Annotated in this window: 16 protein-coding genes; 6 read left to right on the top strand and 10 right to left on the bottom strand. The window is 74.5% G+C overall.

Annotated features, from left to right (window positions below; all coding sequences use genetic code 11):
- Positions 1-424 precede the first annotated feature (424 nt).
- The 3 genes from LIX60_RS00005 to LIX60_RS00015 form a co-directional block, all read right to left on the bottom strand.
- A complete protein-coding gene (locus LIX60_RS00005) occupies positions 425-991 on the bottom strand; it encodes a snapalysin family zinc-dependent metalloprotease (RefSeq protein ID WP_227956592.1) in 567 nt (188 codons plus the stop codon).
- 343 nt (positions 992-1,334) lie between these two features.
- Positions 1,335-1,697, bottom strand: a complete 363-nt coding sequence (locus tag LIX60_RS00010; protein WP_227962552.1) for an MmcQ/YjbR family DNA-binding protein — start codon at positions 1,695-1,697, stop codon at positions 1,335-1,337.
- Positions 1,698-2,056: 359 nt separating this feature from the next.
- Positions 2,057-2,263 (bottom strand): hypothetical protein, encoded by a 207-nt coding sequence (locus LIX60_RS00015; protein ID WP_227956593.1) that lies wholly within the window; start codon positions 2,261-2,263, stop codon positions 2,057-2,059.
- A 412-nt stretch (positions 2,264-2,675) separates the two neighbouring features.
- Here LIX60_RS00015 and LIX60_RS00020 point away from each other — a divergent pair, with 412 nt between their 5' ends.
- Positions 2,676-4,589: a propionyl-CoA synthetase gene (locus LIX60_RS00020; protein ID WP_227956594.1), complete on the top strand. Its 1,914-nt coding sequence runs from the start codon at positions 2,676-2,678 to the stop codon at positions 4,587-4,589.
- Between the two features lie 64 nt (positions 4,590-4,653).
- Here LIX60_RS00020 and LIX60_RS00025 read toward each other — a convergent pair whose 3' ends face one another.
- The 4 genes from LIX60_RS00025 to LIX60_RS00040 all read right to left on the bottom strand — a co-directional run bounded on the left by LIX60_RS00025 (position 4,654) and on the right by LIX60_RS00040 (position 8,839).
- Positions 4,654-4,869, bottom strand: coding sequence for a hypothetical protein (locus LIX60_RS00025; RefSeq protein ID WP_227956595.1), 216 nt, complete (start codon positions 4,867-4,869; stop codon positions 4,654-4,656).
- Positions 4,870-5,121: 252 nt separating this feature from the next.
- Positions 5,122-6,492: an MFS transporter gene (locus tag LIX60_RS00030; protein WP_227956596.1), complete on the bottom strand. Its 1,371-nt coding sequence runs from the start codon at positions 6,490-6,492 to the stop codon at positions 5,122-5,124.
- The gene (locus tag LIX60_RS00035; protein WP_265584768.1) at positions 6,489-7,394 is read right to left on the bottom strand and encodes an SDR family oxidoreductase; all 906 of its coding nucleotides are present in this window, start codon (positions 7,392-7,394) and stop codon (positions 6,489-6,491) included. Before LIX60_RS00035 ends, LIX60_RS00030 begins: the two co-directional genes overlap by 4 nt.
- Positions 7,391-8,839: an NAD(P)/FAD-dependent oxidoreductase gene (locus LIX60_RS00040; protein ID WP_265584769.1), complete on the bottom strand. Its 1,449-nt coding sequence runs from the start codon at positions 8,837-8,839 to the stop codon at positions 7,391-7,393. Before LIX60_RS00040 ends, LIX60_RS00035 begins: the two co-directional genes overlap by 4 nt.
- Positions 8,840-9,096: 257 nt before the next feature.
- On the opposite strand from LIX60_RS00040, the gene LIX60_RS00045 reads away from it, so the two are divergent.
- The 3 genes from LIX60_RS00045 (at position 9,097) to LIX60_RS00055 (ending at position 17,404) form a co-directional block, all read left to right on the top strand.
- The gene (locus LIX60_RS00045; protein ID WP_227956597.1) at positions 9,097-10,236 is read left to right on the top strand and encodes a helix-turn-helix domain-containing protein; all 1,140 of its coding nucleotides are present in this window, start codon (positions 9,097-9,099) and stop codon (positions 10,234-10,236) included.
- A 284-nt stretch (positions 10,237-10,520) separates the two neighbouring features.
- On the top strand, positions 10,521-14,828 hold the full coding sequence (locus LIX60_RS00050) for a HAMP domain-containing protein (RefSeq protein ID WP_227956598.1): 4,308 nt from the start codon (positions 10,521-10,523) through the stop codon (positions 14,826-14,828).
- 80 nt (positions 14,829-14,908) lie between these two features.
- Positions 14,909-17,404, top strand: coding sequence for a SpoIIE family protein phosphatase (locus LIX60_RS00055; RefSeq protein ID WP_227956599.1), 2,496 nt, complete (start codon positions 14,909-14,911; stop codon positions 17,402-17,404).
- A 24-nt stretch (positions 17,405-17,428) separates the two neighbouring features.
- Here LIX60_RS00055 and LIX60_RS00060 read toward each other — a convergent pair whose 3' ends face one another.
- Together LIX60_RS00060 and LIX60_RS00065 are read right to left on the bottom strand one after the other, a co-directional pair.
- Positions 17,429-18,847: a hypothetical protein gene (locus tag LIX60_RS00060; RefSeq protein ID WP_227956600.1), complete on the bottom strand. Its 1,419-nt coding sequence runs from the start codon at positions 18,845-18,847 to the stop codon at positions 17,429-17,431.
- 56 nt (positions 18,848-18,903) lie between these two features.
- Complete coding sequence (locus LIX60_RS00065) at positions 18,904-19,380, bottom strand: GtrA family protein (protein WP_227956601.1); 477 nt, start codon at positions 19,378-19,380, stop codon at positions 18,904-18,906.
- Positions 19,381-19,472: 92 nt separating this feature from the next.
- Between LIX60_RS00065 and LIX60_RS00070 the strand changes: the two genes are divergently transcribed.
- Positions 19,473-20,564 carry a glycosyltransferase family 2 protein gene (locus LIX60_RS00070; protein ID WP_227956602.1) on the top strand — a complete coding sequence of 364 codons (1,092 nt, stop codon included), beginning with the start codon at positions 19,473-19,475 and terminating at the stop codon, positions 20,562-20,564.
- A 257-nt stretch (positions 20,565-20,821) separates the two neighbouring features.
- Positions 20,822-22,282 carry an aldehyde dehydrogenase family protein gene (locus LIX60_RS00075; protein ID WP_227956603.1) on the top strand — a complete coding sequence of 487 codons (1,461 nt, stop codon included), beginning with the start codon at positions 20,822-20,824 and terminating at the stop codon, positions 22,280-22,282.
- Positions 22,283-22,384: 102 nt separating this feature from the next.
- Here LIX60_RS00075 and LIX60_RS00080 read toward each other — a convergent pair whose 3' ends face one another.
- Positions 22,385-23,092, bottom strand: a complete 708-nt coding sequence (locus tag LIX60_RS00080) for a metalloregulator ArsR/SmtB family transcription factor (RefSeq protein WP_227956604.1) — start codon at positions 23,090-23,092, stop codon at positions 22,385-22,387.
- Positions 23,093-23,102 lie beyond the last annotated feature (10 nt).

The raw sequence follows: 23,102 nt of genomic DNA on the forward strand, positions 1-23,102 counted from the left end.
ATACGGTCGGCGGGATGCCGTTCAGGGCGGACCACTGGCCCCGGAAACGCGCCCGAAGCAGTGCTGGAATGCCCGCGTGCGGCGAACAGCTGATGCGACGGGCCCGGGCGGGCCCGGCGGGCCGCCTCCCGGATCCTGCGTCGGGGAAACAACCCGCCGAGCCCGGCCCAGCGGCCGCGGCGCCGGGGCACCGTCGCGGACAACGGGCCCTGGGCGGCGAGCCGGTCCCGGGCCGTGCGCAGGACCGGCACCGCTCCGGCGACGCCGGCCGCGAAAGACAGGACGACACGCGGGGCCCCGTCGCACACCAGAAGCGTGCAGCCGAAGACGCCCCCGGAGAGGGAGAATCCGGCCGGCCAGCACCTGGAGCAGGCGATCGGCCTCGCGCAGCACCACCGCGTCGGCACCGACGCGCGCCCGCGGATCAGTCCGTGTACACCATCGGAGCCAACGCTCCCACCGACCGCCGAAGCACACCGCCGAAGTTGCCCTCGACCTCCGCCTTCTCCGCCGCGTTCGGGTAGGGGTTGGTACACGCCGTTCCCGCGCTGGACCCCGACATCAGACTCGAACACGGACCCGGCTTGCGGTCCGGCAGGCCCAGGATGTGACCGAGTTCGTGCGAGGAGATCCGCACCGTGTCATACCCCTGGTCGACCGCTTGCCGACCCATGTAGACCGTCCCGTTGCCCAGCGACGTGGTCTGTGCGCGGGGCCAGCCGTTGTCGGCCAGGACCCGGATATTGGCGCGCCGGCCGGCCTCGACGGGACGCAGCTCCACCCCGTCGACGCTCTCGTTCCAGATCGCCGCGCCCCGGTCGACCGCGCTCTTGAACTCCGCCGACGCGCTCGCGTCATAGGTGACCACACGGGCAGCGGCGGCGCTGCCCCCGGACACATCGGAAGGGGCGGCCGTGGCCTGCCCCCCGACCAGGGCGAAAGCCAGTGTGAAAGCGGCGGCGAAGCCGCGGGCGAACCTACGGACAGGCATGGACGTCCTCCTTGTGGGGGAAAGGCAGGCGCGTGTACATGACACACCCCCGCTCCCTGCCCACCCGGAACCAGCCCCAATCCATCAATCGGCCCGCCCCCGACGCCGCTCGCTCCAGCCGGAGAAGCAGGCGGCGAGAGAGCTCCTCCCGGTGGATCGCGCGCCGCGCCCCGCGCTGCCCCGGGTGAGCGCCCTGGCGCCGGCCGAGCGCGCGCTCCTCGAGGACCGGCCGGACCGGAACGCGGCCGGTTGAGGGGCCCCGGGTCCGGCGCCCTCGCGGCGGCCGGAGAGGTGGCCCCTTCACGGGCCGGAACCGGACACGCCGGGTCCCGGTGTCCGCCCCTCAGCCCCCGCCCGCCCCGGGACACCGGGTGGGGAAGGCTTCCACGAGGCGTCCCGGCGCCGCCTGCTGCCAGGAGTCGACGAGGATGTCGCGCAGCTCGCCGAGATCCTCCAGCGCGGCCAGCCGGACACGCACCCAGGCCGAACCGGCCTCGTGCGGCGGTATCCAGAACTTCTCCGGCTCGGCGGCGATCAGCTCCGTCCGCTCATGCCGGGGACAGCGCACCGCGAAGGACGTCTCGTCGTCGGGGACGGTGACGAACATCTTCCCCGCGACACGGAAGGTGGGCATGCTCCACGCTTCCTTCTCCACGGTCTCCGGGAGGGAAAGCGCGATACGGCGCACGTCCTCGGCATCGATCACGGTCACGGTCACCACCGTAGCCAAGAACCCCTCGCCGCTCGGCGGGTTCGCGATTCCCTTCCAGGAGCGGTGTGTGCCGGCCGGCCACAGCAGGGCTCCGGTGCGCCCCCGCCCTCGACCGGCCCGGCCGGCCTCCCGGGCACCGGGCCGCTCCCGGTCCCGGTCCCGGTCCCGGTCCCCTAACGGTGCCTGCCGTGAGCTGCCGGGCCGGGCCTGTGCCGCGCGGCCGGGGAGCGGCGAACACCGGGAGACCACCCGGCCGGAGCACCGCCCGGAACGGCCACCGCCCGGTCCCGCCGCCGGACAAGGCCGGAAGAGCCCCGCACCCCCGTGGCCGGGGCGGCGGGGACCGGTGCCGCCTACCGCGAGTGGCCACCCGGGGTGATGATCACGTCCAGGACCTCACGGACCGCCGAGAAAGCGGCGTAGTTGATGCTCGCAGCCAGAGAATCCGTCTCACCTCCTCCGCCGGCCTGCTCCCTGGCTCCGGCTTCCTGCTCCACCGCCCAGTCCCGGGCGACCCTGATCCGGCGGAGGAGTTCGTCTGCGTCCACGGCTTCACTCATGACCGGAACCTACCCAGCCCCCGGCCGCCGCAGCCGGACGATCCGGTTCCGGGGCGGCTGAGGCGCGCCCATGGCGCCGCATGGAAGCGTCCGCCTGGCCCGGACCCGGTCCGTCCGGAGCCCTCCTCGGCCGCTCCCCCGCGACCGCCCGCACCATCCGGGAACGCCCCGGCGCCTCGGAGGTTCCGCCAGCACAGGGGGGTGCTACCTTGTCCGATCAGCCGGTCCGGGTCGTGCCGCGCCGCAGGCCGGGGGGCCGGGCGGCACGGCGACGGCACGGCGACGGCCCTCCCCGACTCTCCCCGCGCCTCCTCCCCCACACCCCGAGCCCGTCTCCGGCACGGCGGCCGCTGCCGCGCCGGACGCGAGGGGAACCGCCCCTCCCGCGGTCCCCGTGAGAAAGGACAGTGGTATGGCAGTGACCTCTTCGGAAGCCTCCCGGCCGGGTGCCTACGCGGCCGCCCACCGCAGGAGCATCGAGGACCCCGAGGGCTTCTGGCTGGACGCCGCCCGCGAGATCGACTGGACGGTTCCGCCGTCGAAGGCGCTCGACGCCTCCCGCGCACCGCTGTACCGCTGGTTCCCGGACGGCGAGCTGAACACCTGCCACAACGCCGTGGACCGCCATGTGGAGGCCGGTCACGGGGACCGGCTCGCGATCATCCACGACAGCCCCGTCACCGGCACCGTCACCCGGCTCACCTACCGGGAACTGCGCGACGAGACCGCCCGGCTGGCCGGTCTGCTGTCCTCCTGGGGAGTGGCCAAGGGGGACCGCGTCGTCATCTACATGCCGATGGTCCCGCAGGCGGCCGTCGCGATGCTGGCCTGCGCCCGGATCGGCGCGGTCCACTCGGTGGTCTTCGGCGGTTTCGCCGCGCACGAGCTGGCGGTGCGGATCGACGACGCCCGGCCGAAGGTGGTGCTGACCGCCTCCTGCGGGATCGAGCCGTCCCGCACCGTTCCGTACAAGCCGCTTCTCGACTCGGCCCTCGAACAGGCCGCTCACCGTCCGGAGCGCTGCCTGGTGCTCCAGCGGCCGCAGCACACCGCCGCGCTCACCGAGGGCCGGGACGCGGACTGGGCGGAGGCGGTGGCCGGCGCCGAGCCGGTGGGCTGCACCCCGGTCGCCGCCACCGACCCGCTGTACATCCTCTACACCTCCGGGACGACGGGCCGTCCCAAGGGCGTGGTCCGGGACAACGGCGGGCACGCGGTGGCGCTGCGCTGGTCCCTGCGGAACATCTTCGACACCCACCCGGGTGAGGTCTTCTGGGCCGCCTCCGACGTCGGCTGGGTCGTCGGCCACTCGTACATCGTCTACGGGCCGCTGCTCGCCGGCTGCACCACCGTCCTCTACGAGGGCAAGCCGGTCGGCACCCCGGACGCCGGCGCCTTCTGGCGGGTCGTCGCCGACCACGGCGTCAAGACGCTCTTCACGGCGCCCACGGCGATCCGCGTGGTCAAGAAGGAGGACCCGGAGGGCGAGCTGTTCGCCCGCTACGACACCGGCTCGCTGCGCGTCCTCTTCCTGGCCGGCGAACGGCTCGACCCGCAGACCTACCACTGGGCGGGCGCCCTGCTCGGTGTCCCGGTGGTCGACAACTGGTGGCAGACGGAGACCGGCTGGCCGATCGTCGCCGACCCCATGGGCCTGGAGCCGCACCCGACCAAGCCGGGGTCCCCCACCCTGCCGGTCCCCGGCTACGACGTCCGCATCCTCGGCGAGGACGGCCGGGAGGTGCCGGACGGCACCGACGGCGCCGTGGCCCTCAAGCTGCCGCTGCCGCCCGGCACCCTGCCCACGCTCTGGGGCGACGACCAGCGGTACATCGATTCCTATCTCTCCGTCTACGAGGGCTACTACCTGTCGGGGGACGGCGGCCGCAAGGACGAGGACGGCTACGTCTACATCATGGGACGCGTCGACGACGTGCTGAACGTCGCCGGGCACCGCCTCTCCAGCGGTGCGATGGAGGAGGTGCTCGCCGGGCACCCGGACGTCGCCGAGTGCGCCGTGATCGGGGTGCGGGACGACCTCAAGGGCCAGGTGCCGCGCGGGCTCGTGGTGCTCAAGGCGGGCGTGGACCGGCCCGCCGAGGAGATCGCCGCGGAACTCGTGGCCGCCGTCCGCGAGCAGATCGGCCCGGTCGCGGCGCTGCGGCGGATCGATGTCGTCGCGGGGCTGCCGAAGACCCGTTCGGGGAAGATCCTGCGCCGCACCATGCGGGACATCGCCGACGGCGGCGACCCCGCGCTGCCGTCGACCATCGAGGACCCGGCGGTGATCGGGGCCCTCCGCCCGGTGCTGCGCGACGGCTCCTGAGCGGCGGGGCCGGGCCCGGGTCCGGCCGGGCGGTCGGCGGGCGGCGGGCGTTGCCTCACAGAGCTCAAGTGCCGTCGGCGCGGCCGCCGTCCGCCCGCGGGGGCCGCGTCTCCGGCTCGGTGCCCGCGCCCTCCGGTGCCGTCTCCCGCTCCGGTGGCGCGGAGGCGGCACCGGCCGCGGGTGCCGCACCGGGCTCGTTGCTGACGTACTCGGTGAGCCGGTGGACCTGGCGCTCCAGCGCCCGGATCCGGTCCATGACGTGCTCGGGCAGATTCTGCATCGGCGGCTTCCTCCCGGAACGGGCCGGCGTTCTCCCGGCGGTCCCCGGTTCCCCTTCCGCCCCGGGTCCCGGGGAGCCGGCGGCTGTCCCCTCCATCGTGGAACCCCGCCGCCCCGGTGCGCAGCCGAACGCCGGCACCGGGCGGCACCGCTGCGGCCCGGGGCGTACGCCCCCGTCCGGGCGGCCCCGCCGTACCGGCCGTACGGGCCGGGTGGGACGGGGCGCGGACGGGGCGCGGACGGGGCCCGCGGGTCAGCGTTCCGCCGCCCCGTCCAGGCCGCAGCGGCGCTGGAAGGCGACGGCAACCGCCATCAGCGCGGCGGGGAGGACGGTGAAGCCGAGAAGCAGCGCCGTGAGCGCGGAGTCCGGCTGCGCCACCAGGTGTCCCTCCGTGGTGGAGACGAAGCCCCCGAGGGCGAGCACCGCGGAGTACACATACGGACCGGCGGCCGTGCCCGTCGCCTCGGTCGCCGTCCACACCCCGGTGTACGCGCCTGCGCGGGCCGTGCCCCGGGTCTCGGCGGCGGCCACCGCGTCCGGCACCATCGAGAAGGCCAGCAGCTGCAGCCCGGCGAAGGCGGTGCCGAGGGCCACCACCACGAGGACCGTGAAGGCCGTGCCCGCCGTCCCGCCCAGCAGCAGGCCCAGCGAACCGGCGATGAACGCCCCCTGCGCCAGCAGCAGTCCGCGCTGTTTGCCGATCCGCCGCGAGAGCCACAGCCAGCCGGGGCCGGCGATCACGGCCGGGGCGAGGAAGCCGCCCATGAAGACCGGGGTGAGGCCGCTGTCCCCGAAGACGTAGCGGGTGTAGAAGGGCAGTGCCGCGAGGAACAGGTGTGTGGTGGTGCCGGTGAAGAAGTACGACAGGACCAGCGCCCGGAAGTCGCGGTCCCGTCCGGCGACGCGCAGGTCCCCGAGGACGGAGTGCGCGTGCGCGCCGGGCGGGCGGAAGCCGCAGCGGCCGGTGAGCCGCCGGACGCCCGCGAGGCCGGCCACCCCGGAGACGGCCATGCCCACCGCCAGCACCGCCGCCATCAGGGAGTAGTCCCCGCGGGTCCCCGAGGCGACCAGGGCCGGTGCCGCGACCCCGGAGGCGAGGAGCCCCAGGGTCAGGAAGAGCATCCGGAACATGAAGACCCGGGTGCGCTCGTGGTAGCCGATGCGCAGGTCGGAGGGTGTCGTCAGATACGGCACCTGGAAGCAGGCGAAGAGCAGGTTGCCGGCGATGTACCAGCCGCCGACCCACAGCGCGGCCCCCGTCCCGGTGAGGCCCGCGGGCACGGTGAACAGGGCGGCCATGGCGAGCGCCAGCAGCAGTCCCCAGCGGAGCATGCCCCGCCGGTGCCCGTCGCGGCGCGCCTGCCGGTCGGAGAGGGAGCCCAGCAGCGGGTGGACCAGCGCGTCGACGATCTTCGGTACGAGAAGCGTCAGCCCGGCCAGGAACGGCGAGACGCCCAGCGTGTGGGTGAGGAAGTACAGCAGGAGGAGTCCGGGGACGGTGACCCAGACCCCCATGCCGACCGAGCCGGTGGCGTACGCCATGAGGTCGCCGGCCCGCGCCCGCCGCGGGGGCCCGGCCTGTCCGGCCGGTTCCCGGGTCAGCGGGTCCGGTTGGGCGGTCACGGCCGGTCCGCCCGGCGATGGCGCCGGACGACTCCGGCGGCCGGCTCCGCGCCCTCGAAGGCTCCGGCCCGGACGCGGCCGGCCAGGGTGCGGGCGACGATCCGGTCGGTGAGCGACGGCAGATGGCGGGCCAGGAAGATCTCGGCGGCGCCCCGCCGGGTGGTCGCCAGGTCGCGCCGGACCCGGCGGCCGAGCCCGGCTTTGAGCACGGCGTCCACCACGCCCTCCAGCGGTTCGTAACTGCTCATTCCCTCCAGGGACAGCCCGGCCGCGGCGGTCGAGTCGTGGATGGGGCTGCGCACCGCCGAGGGGTAGACGCAGCTGACGCCGACGTGGGTGCCGATCTCCAGGCGGAGCGCGTCGGCGTACGCGACCAGCGCACGCTTGGAGGCGCCGTACGCCGCGGCCAGGGGCAGCTGCAGGACGGCCATCCGGGAGGAGACCATGACGACCCGGCCCCGGGAGGCCACCAGGGCGTCCACGCAGGCGGCCGTCACGCGCCAGGCGCCGAGCAGGTTGATGTCGAGCTGGCGGCGGACCTCGTCGCCGGGCGGGAGTTCGGCGGGGGCGGGCCCGCCGGTGCCGGCGTTGTTGATCAGCAGGTCCAGGCCGCCGAGCCGGGCGAGGGCGGCGGCCACCGCCCCGGGCACGGCCGTGTCGTCGGTGAGGTCGCAGGCCAGGACCTCGGCCGGGTCGTCCGGGCGGGGGGCGAGGTCCAGGCCGACGACATGTGCGCCGAGCTCCGTGAGCCGGGCGGAGAGCGCCCGGCCGAAGGTGCCGGAGGCGCCCGTGACGAGGACCCGCAGGCCGCGCGCGTCGCGGCGGCCGCCGCCGAGCAGGGCGGCGAGGGCGGCCCCGGGAGTGGTGCGGGCGGTGGCGGCGGTACGGGGGCCGGTGCTCATACGGTGCTCTCCTCGGTGCTCTCCCGGGTGTTCTCCTCGGTGTTCTCCTCGGTGTTCTCCGCGCGGCGGGCCGGGGCGGCCGGACGGGCGGCACCGCGCCGCGCGCGGGCGCGCCCGGCCTTCATCTCCCGGGACAGCCCGGCGATGTAGCGGTCGAAGTCGATCCGCATCCGCGGCCGCCGGTCGCTCCCCCAGCGCGCGGTGGCCTCCCGCAGGTCGCGGTCGGTGGAGCGCCGCTGCTCCGCCGCCGGGGGCAGGGCGTAGTCGCCGGCCAGCCGGGCGGCGGCCAGCTTGGCCTGGGCCTCGACGACGGGAAGGGCGGCGCCGGTGGACTGCATCAGCCCGACGAACGCCAGACCGGGGTCGTCGAGATGGAACACCCTCTTGTAGAGGGGCAGTTGCTCGGGGTCCCCGCCGGTCCAGCGGGGGGAGAGGAACGGGATGGTGACGCGGTAGCCGGTGGCCCAGACGAGCACGTCGACCGGGTCGGAACGGCCGTCGGTGAAGACCACGCGATCCCCCTCGAAGCGGTCGAGGCCGGGGCGCGCGGCCACCTCGCCGTGGGTGAGGCGGTGCAGGATGGTGTCGCTGATGGTGGGGTGGTTCTGGAAGAGGCCGCCGGCCGGGGCGGGGAGCCCGTAGCGCTGCGGGCGGCCCACAGCCAGCCCGAGGAGGGTCTCGGCGATCCGCTGGCGGAGCCGCCAGGGCAGGACGGACAGGGCGCCGCCGGTCGCGTCGGCCGGGCGGCCGAACAGGTACTTGGGCACGATGTGCACGCCGCGGCGGGCCGAGAGCAGCACCGGGCCGCGGGCGGTGTACGAGGCGTCGACGGCGATGTCCATGGCGGAGTTGCCCATGCCGACGACGAGCACCCGGCGGTCCCGGAAGACGTCGGCGGTGCGGTAGTCGTGGGCGTGCATCACGGTGCCGGTGAAGGTGCCGGGGTAGCCGGGTTCGGGCAGCCGGGGGTCCCAGTTGTGGCCGTTGGCGACCACGACGGCGTCGTACCGGCCGGTGTCGCCGGCCTCGGTGGTGACGCGCCAGGCGTGCCCCGCCCCGGTCTCCGCCCCGGTCTCCGCCCCGGTCTCCGTCCCGTTCTCGCGTTCGACGGAGGCGACCGTGGTGCCGTAGCGGATGTGCGGGGTGAGGCCGAAGGTCTCGGCGTAGTCGGCGAGGTATCCGGCCACGAGGTCGGCCGACGGGTAGTCCGGCCACTCCGCCGGCATCGGGAAGTCCGCGAACTGGGTGCGCCCCTTGCTGGTGTTGAGGTGGAGCGAGGCGTAGGCCGGGGAGAGGCCGCTGCTGTTGCCGCGGGCCCACAGCCCGCCGGGCCGGTCGCCCTTCTCGTAGGTGACGACGTCGGCTCCGGCGTCGAGGAGGGCCTTGGTGGCGGCGAGTCCGGCCGCTCCGGCGCCGATCACGGCGGCACGGCGGGGAGGGGGCATGGGGGCGTCTCCTGGGGAACCGGGGGAAGGGGAGGCGGCGGGGCAAGGGGCGGGGACGGGGTCGCTCCTTCCCCCGCCGCCGGCCCCGGCGGGGGGGCGCTGCCGGGGCACGGGCACGGCGGGCCGCGGAGGGCGGGCCGCGGTCCGTCTGTGGTGGGACCCAACCGTAGGCGCGGCCCACGGGCCGGGACATGGCGTGCGTCACCCGATTCGGGTGCCGGATTGTTCCCGGTCACAAGGGCGGGCAGGATGACCGGATGCACGCGCGCGACGACTGGCCCCCCGTGGTCGATCTCATCGAGCGGGTCGTCGGCGAGGACGACCTGCTGCCCTCCGTGGTGGCCACCGTCCGCACGATGGTGCAGGAGATCGCGGCCCTTCCCTCCGCCGACATCGCCGGGCACACCCGCGCGCTGCTGGCCGCGGCCACCCGGGCCCTGGCGGCCCGCCGGGGGCCGACGGAGGCGGAGCTGTCGTTCGTGGAGGAGCTGGCGGTGACGCGTGCCCGCCAGGGGGTGTCCATCGAGTCCGTCCTGGCGGCCGTCCACGTGGCCGAGCGGGCGATCTGGTCCCGGGCCCGGGAACTGGCCGCCGGTGCCAGGGTGGCCCCCGAACGGCTGCTGGACGCGCGGGAGTTGTACGACGACTGGGCCGAGGCCGTACGGGGCCGGCTGATCACCGCGCACCGCGCCACCGGGGCCGACCGGGAACCGCCGAGCGGCGGGCGGGACGCGGCGCTGCTGCGGCGGCTGTTCGCCGGCGGTTCGGCGGCCGCGCTGGCGGCCGCCGAGGCGGGTCTGCCGGCGGCCGGCGGGCTGTGGGTCCTGGTGGCCCGGCCCGAGGACGCCGCTGCCGCCCCGGAGCGGGCGCCGCGCGACCCCGGCGCCCCGGTGCTGTCGGCGCTGGTGGACGGTCTGCTGGTCGCCGTGCACGCCCGGCGGCCCCCGGCCCGTACCGCCCGAGCCGTCCGGGCGGGGGCGGCGGCCGGGCTCGCCGGGCCCGGTGACCCGGAGGGCCTGGCCTTCGTACGGCGTCTGGCGGTGGCCGCCCTCGCGGCCGCCGAGGCGGCCGGGCGGTCCGGGGTGGTGCACATCGCCGAGGTGGCGGCCCTCGCAGCGGTGGTGGACCGGGCCGACCTGGCGGCGGTGCTGCTCGACCGTCACGAGGCGGCGCTGACCGGGCTGGGCGCGAACGCCGGGCCGGTGGCTCTCGCCGTCCGCGCCTGGCTGGAGGCCGACCGGGATGTGCCGGCGGCGGCGGAGCGGCTGTTCGTGCACCCCAATACGGTCCGCAACCGGATCCAGCGCTTCTCCGCCGTCACCGGGATCGACCCGGCGGGGACCTTCGGGGCCGTCGACGCCTGGTGGCTGTGCCGGGCCTGGCTCGCACGGTCCTGACCGCCGCCGGGGCGCACCCGGCGGGCCGCGGCTCTCCCCTTCCCGTCTCCCGTTCCCGCCTCCCGTTCCCGGCGTTTTCCGGCCGGGTTCGGGGTGCCGATGAGCGTCAAAAGGTGAGATAACCTTTTTCGTGGTTTGCCGTGCACGGTGCGCGGAGTGGCCGTTTCGACAAGGGTTCTGTCCACCGTGGTGGACTTCCCCGTGATCCCCGCATCACCGGCAGGCTCTCGACCGGCGCCTGTCCGAACGCTGCGGACGGGCGAGTGAGAGGGAGCAGGGCGGCTATGGCGGGTAACGGACCACGTCCGGGGGCGCGGGGCACGGCCGCACAGGGTGCGGGACCGGTGGGTGAGCCCGAGCTGCGGCAGTTGCTCGCCGGGCTGACCGCCGTGCGCGACGGGGACTTCGGCACCCGGCTTCCGGACGAGGTCGACGGCCTGCTCGGGGAGATCGCCACGGTCTTCAACGGCATGGTCGACCAACTGTCGCTGTTCACCTCGGAGGTGACCCGGGTCGCCCGCGAGGTCGGCAGCGAGGGCCGGCTCGGCGGCCAGGCCAGGGTTCCCGGAGTCGGCGGTGTCTGGCGGGATCTGACCGATTCCGTGAATTTCATGGCGGGCAATCTCACGGACCAGGTCCGCAGTGTCGCCCAGGTGACGACCGCCGTCGCCGAGGGCGACCTCTCCCAGAAGATCACCGTCGACGCCCGCGGCGAGATCCTGGAGCTGAAGAACACCATCAACACGATGGTCGACCAACTGTCGTCCTTCGCCGACGAGGTGACGCGCGTCGCCCGCGAAGTGGGCACCGAGGGACGTCTGGGCGGCCAGGCCGACGTCAAGGGCGTCTCCGGCACCTGGCGGGACCTGACCGACTCCGTCAACTTCATGGCGGGCAACCTCACCGCGCAGGTGCGGTCCATCGCCCAGGTGGCCACCGCCGTGGCCAAGGGCGACCTCTCCCAGAAGATCAACGTCCCGGCCAAGGGCGAGATATCGGAGCTGAAGAACACCATCAACACGATGGTCGACCAGCTCTCCGCCTTCGCCGACGAGGTGACCCGCGTCGCCCGCGAGGTCGGCACCGAGGGCAGGCTCGGCGGCCAGGCCGACGTCAAGGGCGTCTCCGGCACCTGGAAGGACCTCACCGAGTCCGTCAACGTCATGGGCGACAACCTCACCGCGCAGGTGCGGTCCATCGCCCAGGTCACGACGGCCGTCGCCCAGGGCGATCTGTCGCAGAAGATCCGGGTGGACGCGCGCGGCGAGATCCTGGAGCTCAAGGAGACCATCAACACGATGGTCGACCAGCTCTCCGCCTTCGCCGGCGAGGTGACCCGCGTGGCCCGGGAGGTCGGCACCGAGGGGAACCTCGGCGGCCAGGCGACCGTGCGCGGGGTCTCGGGCACCTGGAAGGACCTGACCGACAACGTCAATGTGATGGCGTCCAACCTGACCGGCCAGGTGCGGTCCATCGCGCAGGTGGCCACCGCCGTGGCCAGGGGCGACCTGTCGCAGAAGATCACCGTCGAGGCGAAGGGCGAGGTGGCCGCGCTCGCCGGTGTCATCAACACGATGGTCGACACGCTCTCGGCCTTCGCCGACGAGGTGACCCGGGTCGCCCGCGAGGTCGGCACCGAGGGCCGCCTCGGCGGCCAGGCGCGGGTCCCGAACGTGGCCGGCACCTGGAAGGACCTCACCGACAACGTCAACTCGATGGCCAACAACCTGACCGGTCAGGTGCGGAACATCGCCCTGGTCACCACGGCCGTCGCCAACGGCGACCTGTCGAAGAAGATCGATGTCGACGCCCGCGGCGAGATCCTGGAGCTCAAGACCACCATCAACACCATGGTGGACCAGCTGTCGTCCTTCGCCGCCGAGGTGACCCGGGTCGCCCGCGAGGTCGGCAGTGAGGGCCGGCTCGGCGGCCAGGCCGAGGTCGAGGGGGTCTCCGGCACCTGGAAGCGGCTGACGGAGAACGTCAACGAGCTCGCGGGCAACCTCACCCGCCAGGTGCGGGCCATCGCCGAGGTGGCCGGCGCCGTCGCCGAGGGCGACCTGACCCGGTCGGTCAACGTCGACGCCTCGGGCGAGGTCTCCGAGCTCAAGGACAACATCAACTCCATGGTGGAGTCCCTGCGGGAGACCACCCGCGCCAACCGGGAACAGGACTGGCTCAAGACCAACCTCGCCCGGATATCCGGGCTGATGCAGGGCCACCGGGAGCTGGACGTCGTCGCCGAGCTGGTGATGGACGAGCTGGCCCCGCTGGTCGGCGCCCAGTACGGCACCTTCTATCTCGCCGAGGACGGCCCCGGCGGCACCGAGCTGTCCCTGATCGGCTCCTACGGCTACCCGGCGGACCCGGGGCGGCCGGCCCAGTTCCCGCTGGGCCGTTCCCTGATCGGCCAGGCCGCCCGCAGCCGGCGCACGATCGCCGTCGGTGAACTGCCCGACGGGTACGTCACCATCTCCTCCAGCCTGGGCTCCGCCCGGCCCAGGAGCCTGATGATCCTGCCCATCGTCGTGGAGGACCAGGTGCTCGGCGCGATCGAGCTGGCGTCCGTCACCGACTTCACCCCCGTCCACCGGGCGTTCCTGGACCAGCTGATGGAGACCATCGGCGTCAACATCGGCTCCATCATCGCCAACGCCCGGACCGACGAGCTGCTCGGCGAGTCGCAGCGGCTGGCCGGTGAACTGCAGGCCCGCTCCGAGCAACTCCAGGTCCAGCAGGAGGAGTTGCAGCGGTCCAACGCGGAACTGGAGGAGAAGGCCGCGCTGCTGGTCTCGCAGAACCGGGACATCGAGGCCAAGAACCTGGAGATCGAGCAGGCCCGGCAGGAGTTGGAGGAGCGCGCCCAGCAGCTCTCCCTGGCCTCCACCTACAAGTCGGAGTTCCTGGCCAACATGAGCCACGAGCTGCGCACCCCGCTCAACAGCCTGCTGATCCTGGCGCAGCTGCTGGCGCAGAACCCGACCCGGAACCTCACGCCCAAGCAGGTCGAGTACGCCGGCATCATCCACTCCGCCGGGTCCGACCTGCTGCAGCTGATCAACGACATCCTGGACCTGTCCAAGGTCGAGGCCGGGAAGATGGACGTCGCCCCCGAGCGGCTGCCGCTGCGCCGGCTGCTCGACTACGTCGAGGCGACCTTCCGCCCGCTCACCTCGCAGAAGAGCCTGGACTTCCACGTCGGCACGGCCCCCGGGGTGCCGGTGGACCTGGTCACCGACGACTCCCGGCTCCGGCAGGTGCTGCGCAACCTCCTGTCGAACGCGGTGAAGTTCACCGAGCAGGGCGGTGTGGAGCTGTGGATCGAGCCGGCCCGGGAGGACGAGCTGCCCGGATCGGTCCACCGCGGCTCCCCCGCCGTCGCCTTCCGCGTCAGGGACACCGGCATCGGCATCTCCGCGGAGCAGCTGGAGACGATCTTCGGCGCCTTCCAGCAGGCGGACGGCACCACCAGCCGCAAATACGGCGGCACCGGGCTGGGCCTGTCCATCAGCCGGGAGATCGCCCATCTGCTGGGCGGCGGCATCACCGCCGCGAGCTCCCCCGGCTCCGGCAGCGTCTTCACGCTCTATCTGCCGGTGGCCCACCCGGACTTCAGCGCCGGGCTCGCCCGCTCCGGCGCTCCCGCCCCGGCTCCGGAGCGGGCCCCGGACGCGGCGGCCGCCACGGGCGCGCCCGGCCCGGGTTCCCGCCCGGCGGCGGACGGCGTCCGCCGCCGCAAGCGGCTGCTGGTGATCGAGAAGCAGCCCCGCGGCCTGCTGTCCCTGGTCGCCGAGAACGCCGTGGCCGGCCTCTCCGGCGACCACGGCCTCACCGGTCCGCACGGCCCCGTCGACGTGGTCACCGTCGCGGGGGCCCAGGAGGCGGCGAGCGCGCTGGCCACGCACCCGTGCCACTGCGTCGTCCTCGAACTGGACATGCCGGGCGGTGAGGCGCTGCGGATCCTGGAGGCGATGGACGGCGACTCCGCGCTGGGTGGCGTCCCCGTGCTGGCCCACAACAGCCGCCGGCTGGAGGCGGAGCAGGAGCGGAGCCTGGAGGAGCGTGCCGGCAGCCGGCCGCTGGAGCTGCTCTCCAGCCTGGACGAGCTGCGCGAGCGCGTCACGCTGCATCTGTCCGCGGAGGAGCCGGGCGACGTGCTGCCGCTGGTGCGTCCCGGGGAGTCCGGTCCGCCGGCCGGCGCGGAGATCGACACCTCGCTGTCGGGCCGTACCGCCCTGGTGGTCGACGACGACGCCCGGAACGTCTACGCGCTGACCGGCATCCTCGAGCTCCACGGCATGCGGGTGCTGCACGCGGAGAACGGCCGCCGGGGCCTGGAGATGCTGGCCGCGCACCCCTCGGTCGACGTCGTGCTGATGGACGTGATGATGCCGGAGATGGACGGTTACGCCGCGACCGCCGCCATCCGCGGGATCCCCGCCCACGCCGGGCTGCCGGTCATCGCGGTGACGGCCAAGGCGATGCAGGGCGACCGGGAGAAGAGCCTCGCCTCGGGGGCCAGCGACTACATCACCAAGCCGGTGGACGCCCATGAGCTGATCGCCTGCGTCAGACGGTGGCTGCGGGTGTGAGGCCGCGCATCCCGCACCCCGCAGAGCCCGGCCCCGGCGGCCCGGGCGACCACGACCCCACTCCAGGAGCGGCGAGACCCGTGCACCCCTCCCAGCGTCCCGGGGAGCCGGGCCGGCCGAGCGCCCCGCCGCCCCCGCGTTCCCCCGCGGCGGAGCCGGAAGCCGCGGCGGAGCCCGGTCCCTCCGGGCCGCCCTCTGCCCCGGCCCCGTACGGCCCGGACCCCGGCGGGGCCGGCGCGGCGGCCGATCCGGGCGTCAGCCGGCTCGCGGCCACCGTCGAGCGGCTCCGCCGCGAGGTGCGCGAGGCGCACGCGGCGGCCGACGGCAGGGCCCTGATCGAGCTGGCCAAGGGCATCTTCGTGGAACGGCTGCGGTGCAGCCCGGCCCAGGCGGCGCGGGAACTCGCCGTCCTCGCCGAGCAGGCGGGGGCGGACCAGCTGGAACTCGCGGCGGAGGTCATCAACCAGGCGGCCCGCGACCGGGTGGCCGAGGCGGCGGTCCGGTTCGTCTCCGAGGCGGGGCGCGAGCCCGGCCGGCGCCCGACGCCCGCCGTCTCCCTGCGGAGCGCGGAGAGCGGGGCGCTGGCGGCGAGCGACACCCAGGCGGCGGCGCAGTCGATCCTGGAGCACGCGCTGGCGCCGCTCGACGCCACCGGTGTGGCCATCTGGTCGGCGGGCCCGGACGCCTCCCTGACACTGGCCGGCTCGGCCGGTTTCACCGGTGAGGAGGCCCGGCGCTGGCGCTACGTCCCGCCCGGTGTCGCCACCCCGGCCCGGCGCGCGCTCACCGAACTGCGCACCGTGTGGTTCGACCGGCTGTCGGCGTCGGGCCTGCCGTCCATCGGGCGGCAGGAGAACCCCGACGGCGGCCGGGTGGCCGTGCCGGCCGGCACCGGCGGGCGGATCCAGGCGGTGCTGGAGATCTGCTGGCCCAAGCCGCTGGCGGGGCCGCAGCCCCCGCAGGTGCGGCGGCAGATCGAGGCTCTGGCGGAGCTGTGCGCGCACACCCTGGAGGCGCACCAGGCGACGGGGGCGGCCGCCGGCCCCGCCGAGGCCCCCGACCGCCACTGGCCGGAGCTGGTGGACCTGGCCGACGGGCTGCGGGACGCCGCGCTGGTGCTCCGTCCGCATCTGGACCCGGAGGGCCTGCTCGGCGACTTCCGCATCCACCACGTCAACCCGGTGTTCATCGACATCGGCGGGCGGCCGCGCAGCGCGATCCTCGGCGCCCTGGTGCTGGAGGCGTATCCGCTGGCCGCCGAGGCGAGCGGCCTGTTCGAGAAGCTGGAGCACGTCTACGCCACGGGCGAGCCCTTCCGCGGCGACCACATGCGGCTGACCACGCTCGTGGACGATGTCCCGATCAGCTCGGCGGCGAGTGTCAGCATCAGCCGCCACGGGGAGAACCTGCTGCTCATCTGGCGGGTGCAGGACGAGGCGGCCCGGCTGGCGAGCCTTCTGCAGCACGCCCAGCGGCTGGGCCGTCTCGGCGGGTTCGAGGAGCACGCGGGAGCGGAGGGCATCAGCTGGAACAGCCAGATGTACGCCCTGTTCGGGCTCCCGCCCACCTCGCGCCCCGTCCCGCTGGAGCGGCTCCCGGATTACGCCCATCCGGACGACGCCATCACGATCGGCCGGTTTCTGCGGACTCTCCTCCACCACCGGCGTCCGGCGTCCACGGCTTTCAGGATGCGGCGGCCCGACGGGGTCACCCGGCACATCCGGGTGGTCGCCGAGCCCGTCCTCGACCAGCGCCGGCAGCTGGTCTCCGTCCGCGGCGCCTTCCAGGACATCTCCGCGCAGCACTGGACGGAGGTCGCGCTGGCCGCCACCCGCGACCAGCTCGCGCACACCGAGCAGGAGTCGGCCGAACGCAGCCGTCTCGCCCTGCAGTTGCAGCACGCGATCATGCCGCCGACGCGCGGCCCGCTGGACACCGAGGGGCTGCGGGTGGTCGTCCGCTACCGGCCCGCGGAGACCGACAGCCTGGTCGGCGGCGACTGGTACGACGTGGCCGTGCTGCCCTCGCAGCAGATCCTGCTCTGTGTCGGGGACGTCGCGGGGCACGGCATCTCGGCGGCGACCAGCATGGTCGTGCTGCGCAACGCGCTGCGCGGCCTGGCCGTCACCGGCGCCGGTCCCGGCCAGCTGCTGACCTGGCTGAACAGCGTGACGTACCACCTCACCAGCCAGGTCACGGCCACGGCGATCTGCGCCCTGTACGACCCGCGGGACCGTTCGCTGCGCTGGGCCCGTGCCGGGCATCTGCCGCCCGTCCTGGTGCGTGCCACCGAGGCGGGCCCGCTGCCGCTGCCCCGGGGGATTCTGCTGGGTGCCGTCGCCGAGACGCGCTACGAGGAGCACCGGACGGAGCTGGAGCCCGACGACCGGCTGCTGATGTACACCGACGGCCTGATCGAGCGGCGCGACCGCTCGACGGAGAACGCGCTCGACCAGCTCATCAGCACGGTGGGTTCCCCGGCCGGTGACCTGGAGACGTATCTGGACCGGCTGCTGACCCACAGCCGCTCCGACACGGACGACGACACCTGTGTCATCGGCATCCAGCTGAGCTGAGGCGGCGGCCCACCGCCGGTGGCGTCAGGCCGGGTCGGGGACGGCGCCGCCGGGCTCGCTCCGCGCGGCCCGGGCGGGGCCGGGCCCGGGGGCCGCCGCCGGGGGCGCGGCGCGTTCCAGCCACCGCAGGAGGAGGGCGAGGGTGCCGGCGATGGCGGGCCAGTAGACGTAGCGGTAGTCCGACACCGGCACGATGGGGAAGTAGCCGAGGATGTAGGCCGCCGAGCTGACGCCCAGTGCGCGGACGGGCAGGGCGAAGAGGCCCCGGCCGGGGCGTACGGCCAGGACCAGGGCGACGGTGAGCCAGAACCAGCCGGCGAAGAGCAGCGGCAGGTCCCGCACCGCTCCGTTCACATAGGTCTCAAGCGTGGCCGCCAGGCGGGTGTTGGACGGTTTCAGGCCGAGGTCGTTGGCGCTGATGCCGGCGTGGTACTGGTAGGTCGGCTCGAACAGCAGCTTGGCGAAGACCTGGGTGCGGTAGGCGAGATAGCCGGGGAGGTGACGGGGCATCTCCTCGGCCCACAGGGAACGGAGTTGTTCCGCGTCGGGGGCCAACCCCCGCGGGGAGCGCCGGTAGCAGGCCCAGTAGGCGTCCGAGAGGGCGCCCTCCCGGCGGCATTTCTCCGCCGAGGTGACCAGCCGCTCGCGGAGGTCCGGGGGGACGGGCGCGGCCCGGAGCTCGTCCGCGCTCAGGACGTGCAGCAGATCGTCGAGGAAGACCTGGGAGACCTGGCTCGTCTCCACGGGCCGGGCCGCCAGTGAGATGGCGGCGGTGGGCACGGCGAGGCCGGCGGCGAGCGCGGCGGCGGCGACCAGCCAGATCCGGCGGGAGGGGCGCGGCCACAGGGCGAGGACGAGGAGCACGAAGACGGGCACGGCGGCGAGGACCGCGTTCTTGCGGACCAGCACGGCGTAGCTCAGGAAGAGCACCCCGAGCGCGAGCAGCGTCCACCGGGCGCCGGCCGCCCACGGCGCGCCGGGGCCGGCCTTGCGCAGGCAGAGGCCGGTGAGGGCGATGGCGCAGGTGGCGAGCAGCGCGTAGGCCATGTGGACGTCCTTCCACACCACTCCGGCGAAGGTGAGGACGTGCGGGGCCGCGCCGGTGGCGAGGACGGCCAGGGAGCCGGGCCGGCTGCCGGTCAGTTCCCGGACACAGCAGGCGGCCACCCAGAGGGATCCCCACAGGACGACCGCCTGGAGGACGGCCAGGGAGGCGAAGGTCCCGGTGACGGCGATGAGCGCGCGCCACAGCAGGCTCAGCACCGGCGGGTGCCAGTCCGCCAGCGGGGTCCGGCCGGTGGCCTGCTGGTACTGGGAGAGGCTGTCGGGGCTCATGAACCCGGGGGCGAAGACGAGGGCGGTGGCCGTGCAGCCGGCGGCGGCGAGGAGGCCCAGGCTCCAGATCCAGCGGCGTTCGCGGAGGAATAGCCGGATTTGTCCCATGAGGCGGGATGCTAGCAGCGGGCCGGGGGCGGCCCGGGCACGGCCGGGGCCGTGCGTCAGGAGGCGGTGAAGACGTAGCTGCGGTAGGCGAAGAACCGGAACAGGGTGGCGACAGCCCAGCCGCAGACACGGGCGGTGTTGTCGCTGAGCACCGAGTCGAGGCCGAGCAGCCGGCGGGAGAGGAGGACGGTCCCGGCGGTGATGGCGATGCCGATGACGTTCACCACGGTGAAGAGCAGCAGCTCGTGGGCCATGTTGTCGCGGCGGCGGCTCCGGTAGGTCCAGTAGCGGTTCCCGGCCCAGCTGAAGAGCGTGGCGGCGCCGGTCGCGAGGACGGAGGCGCGGACGGGGAGGTCCCGCATCGGGCCGCCGCCCCCGCCGGGGAGCCCGAAGACGAGGAGGGTGTAGCCGCCGTGGTCGAGCACGAAGGCCAGGGCGCCGACGGTCCCGAACTTGGCGGCCTCGCGCCAGACGCCCCGGACGATGTCGCGCAGGCGCAGCGTCAATGAGGTGAGGACCGAGGCAACCGACACAAACCAGAAGATATCGGTCGCGGTGTGCCTTCCCGGGCCGGGCTCCCCCGTGTCGCACCATGGTCCGGGGTCCGTCCAGCCGAGGAGGAGCCGTGAGCCCGAGCCCGACCATCGCCTGCGTCGTGCCGTGTCACAACGAGGAGGCCGCCGTCGGCAAGGTGGTCCGTGATCTGCGGGCGGCGCTTCCCGAGGCCGACGTCTACGTCTACGACAACAACTCCACCGACCGCACGGCGGAGGTCGCCCGGGAGGCCGGGGCGGTCATCCGGGAGGAGCCCCGCAAGGGGAAGGGCAATGTGATCCGCCGGGCCTTCGCCGACGTCGACGCCGACGCGCTGCTCATCATCGACGGTGACGACACCTATGACGCCTCGCGCGCCCGCGAGATGGTCGACCTGCTCTTCCGCGGCCCCTACGACCAGGTCCTCGGGGCCCGCCGCGGGACCACGGGCAGCGCCTACCGCGCGGGGCACTCCTTCGGCAACCGGCTGCTCACCGGCGCGGTGCGGGTCCTCTTCGGCAACGACGTGACCGACATGCTGAGCGGGTACCGGGTCCTGTCCCGGCGTTTCGTCAAGTCCTTCCCCGCCCTCTCCCGGGAGTTCGAGATCGAGACGGAGATGACGGTCCACGCGCTCAACCTGCGTCTCCCCACCACGGAGGTCTCCGTCGACTACCGGGGCCGGCCGGCCGGGAGCGAGAGCAAGCTGCGGACCTACCGGGACGGCCGGCGCATCCTCGGCGTCATCCTCAACCTCGCGCGCCGGGAGCGGCCCTCGCTGGTGCACGCGCTGGTCGCCGGCCTGCTGGCGATGGCCGCGGTCGTCCTGGGGGTGCCGGTGATCGTGGAGTTCCTCCGGACGGGGACCGTGCCGCGTTTCCCCACGGCGATCCTGGCGGCCGCCCTCATGATCATCGCCACGCTGGTCCTGCTGGTGGGGTACATCCTCGCGTCGGTGATGCACCTGCGGCAGGAGCACTCCCGCCTCGTCCACCTGGCCTATCCGGCGCCGGGGCCGCCTCCGCGCGCCGACCCGGCCGACCCGGCCGGGCCCGGCACCGCCGCCGCCCCTCCCGGTTCCGCTGCCGCGCCGCCGGCCGGCGAGGGGTCCGGCCCGGCGGCCGGGGGTCCCGGGGGGCCGTCGCCGGACGGCCTGGGCCCCGCCCCGTCCGGCACCGTCTGACGGGACGGGCCGGGCGCGCCGTTCGGCTGCCGCACTGGCGTTCCCATGATCGGAGCAGTCGTTCCGCCCTGCATTGACATCACCGGCGTGCCCGGACAGACTCCTGGCTGCGAATGAACCTTTGTTCGCATGGCGAACGCAGCCTGCCCGCATCCGCCTCGGCTGCCCGCGGCTGCGCGCCCTGGTCCCGGCCCCCGTCCGGGCCGGCCTCCATGCCTCACCGCCCCTTCCCTTCGAGCCCTGAAGGACATCCCGCGATGACCCTCCACCGTGAACTGCTGATCGGCGGCAAGGACGTACCGGCCGCGTCGGGCCGGACGGCCCGGGACGTCAACCCGTACACCGGCGAGGTGTACGCCACCGTCGCCGCCGCCGGGACCGGGGACGTCACCCGGGCCGTGGACGCGGCGGACGCGGCCTTCGAGGAGTGGGCGGCCGTCAGCCCCTTCGCCCGCCGCAAGATCCTGCTGGACGCGGCCGATCTGCTGGAGTCGCGGAGCGAGCAGGCCGCCGCCCACATGGCCGGCGAGGCGGGCGGCACCCGGCCGTGGGCCGGCTTCAACGTGGCGCTGGCCGCCCAGATGTTCCGCGAGGCCGCCTCGGCCGTCACGGCTCCGCGCGGTGAGGTGCTGACCGCCCAGGAGCCGGGTGCGCTGGGCCTGGCCGTACGCGAACCGGTCGGTGTGGTCGCGGCCTTCTCCCCCTGGAACGCCCCCGTCATCCTGGGCGTGCGCGCCGTCGCGGCCCCGCTCGCCGCGGGCAACACCGTGGTGCTCAAGCCCAGCGAGGACGCGCCGGTCTCCTGCGGCCTGTTCATCGCCGACATCCTGCGGGAGGCCGGGCTGCCCGACGGCGTCCTCAACGTCGTCACCAACGACCCCGCCGACGCGGCCGAGGTGGCCGAGGCGCTCATCGCCGATCCGCGGGTCCGCTCGGTCAACTTCACCGGGTCCACCGAGGTCGGCCGGATCATCGGCATCCACGCCGCCACGCATCTCAAGCCCGCCGTCCTGGAGCTGGGCGGCAAGAACGCCATCATCGTGCTGGAGGACGCCGACCTCGACTACGCGGTGGACGCGGCCGCGTTCGGCGTCTTCATGAACTCCGGCCAGATCTGCATGTCCGGCGACCGGATCCTCGTCCACGCCTCGCTGGCCGAGGAGTTCACCCGGAAGTTCACCGCCAAGGTCGCCGCACTCCCCAGCGGCAGCCCCGAGGAGCCGCACACCGTCATCGGACCACTGGTCACCCCCGCCGCGGCGCGGCGCGTGGCGGCCCTGGTGGAGGACGCCGTGGCCAAGGGCGCCACCGTCCTGACGGGTGGCGGCGAGCCCGAGGGCTCGGTGTACCCGGCGACCGTCCTCACCGACGTGCCCCGGGAGGCCGGGCTGTACCACGGCGAGGCCTTCGGCCCGGTCTGCGTGGTCACCCCCTTCGCCGACGACGACGAGGCCGTCGCTCTCGCCAACGACACCGACAACGGCCTCACCTGCGGCATCATCACCGAGAACGGCACCCACGGGCTGACGGTCGCCCGCCGGATCCGCACCGGCATCGTCCACGTCGGCGACCAGTCCGTCGCCGACGAGCCGCAGGCGCCCTTCGGAGGCTTCAAGGCCTCCGGCTACGGCCGGTTCGGCGGCCGCTGGGGCATCGAGGCGTTCAGCAACACCCGCTGGGTCACGCTCGCCACCCGGCACGCCCACTACCCGTTCTAGCCCGGCCGGGACCGCGGGCCCCGGCCCGGGGCGGGCGGGCGGCGGGCCGGGGGGCCGCACCGGGCGCGGGAGGTGCCGGGTCCGGCCCCCGCGGCACGCGCCTCAGCGGCCGGCGCCGGGGGGCGGGCCGGTGTGCCGCAGCCGGGCGACGCACAGGTTCGCGGCGGCGAACGGCTCCAGGCTCTCGACCGCGAGCGGGGCCCGCAGGGTCTCGAGCGTCCCCTGCATCAGCCCGAGGTGGATGCCGCACACGATGTCCTGGCGGCGCCGGGCCACCTCGAGGAACGGGCAGTGGTGGAGCCGGATCCGGGGTTCCCCGTCCTCCTCGGCGGCCTCCGTGACGAAGCCCATGCTCTCCAGGTTCTCCACCAGCCGCCGCTGCCCCTCCCCGGCACCGACCGCCTCGGTGGGGGCCGGGGCCTCGGTCAGGTAGCCGCCCCAGGCGCGGCCGGCGTCGGTGGCGGCGGCGGCCGGGTCGCCGGCGGTGGAGGAGACCGCCCCGACCAGGATGTCGGCGAGGAGCCGGAAACTGCGGGAGCCGTCGTCGCCGGCGTCCGCCGCCGAGTAGACGATCTTCGGGCGGCCCGGCTCGGTGCGGGGAGCCGTGCCGCGCACGGCCAGTTCCTCGGCGACCAGGGCGTCCAGGTGGAAACGGGCGGTGTTGAGGTGCACGCCCAGCCGCTCGGCGACCTCGGCCGCGCCGAGCGGCTCCCCGGAGGAGCGCAGGCACCGGAGGACGGCGGCCCGGCGGCCTCGCTGGGCTGGAGCCGGGGTTCCGGTTCCGGGATCGGTGAGCTGGTGTCGCGGCATACAACGATGT

The organism is Streptomyces sp. S07_1.15 (assembly GCF_020739505.1).
Lineage (GTDB): Bacteria > Actinomycetota > Actinomycetes > Streptomycetales > Streptomycetaceae > Streptomyces > Streptomyces xinghaiensis.

Coding starts and splice junctions, on each gene's coding strand:
- LIX60_RS00005 (WP_227956592.1), bottom strand. CDS start 991: ATGCCTGTCCGTAGGTTCGCCCGCGGCTTCGCCGCCGCTTTCACACTG.
- LIX60_RS00015 (WP_227956593.1), bottom strand. CDS start 2,263: ATGAGTGAAGCCGTGGACGCAGACGAACTCCTCCGCCGGATCAGGGTC.
- LIX60_RS00020 (WP_227956594.1), top strand. CDS start 2,676: ATGGCAGTGACCTCTTCGGAAGCCTCCCGGCCGGGTGCCTACGCGGCC.
- LIX60_RS00025 (WP_227956595.1), bottom strand. CDS start 4,869: ATGCAGAATCTGCCCGAGCACGTCATGGACCGGATCCGGGCGCTGGAG.
- LIX60_RS00035 (WP_265584768.1), bottom strand. CDS start 7,394: ATGAGCACCGGCCCCCGTACCGCCGCCACCGCCCGCACCACTCCCGGG.
- LIX60_RS00040 (WP_265584769.1), bottom strand. CDS start 8,839: ATGCCCCCTCCCCGCCGTGCCGCCGTGATCGGCGCCGGAGCGGCCGGA.
- LIX60_RS00045 (WP_227956597.1), top strand. CDS start 9,097: ATGCACGCGCGCGACGACTGGCCCCCCGTGGTCGATCTCATCGAGCGG.
- LIX60_RS00050 (WP_227956598.1), top strand. CDS start 10,521: ATGGCGGGTAACGGACCACGTCCGGGGGCGCGGGGCACGGCCGCACAG.
- LIX60_RS00060 (WP_227956600.1), bottom strand. CDS start 18,847: ATGGGACAAATCCGGCTATTCCTCCGCGAACGCCGCTGGATCTGGAGC.
- LIX60_RS00075 (WP_227956603.1), top strand. CDS start 20,822: ATGACCCTCCACCGTGAACTGCTGATCGGCGGCAAGGACGTACCGGCC.
- LIX60_RS00080 (WP_227956604.1), bottom strand. CDS start 23,092: ATGCCGCGACACCAGCTCACCGATCCCGGAACCGGAACCCCGGCTCCA.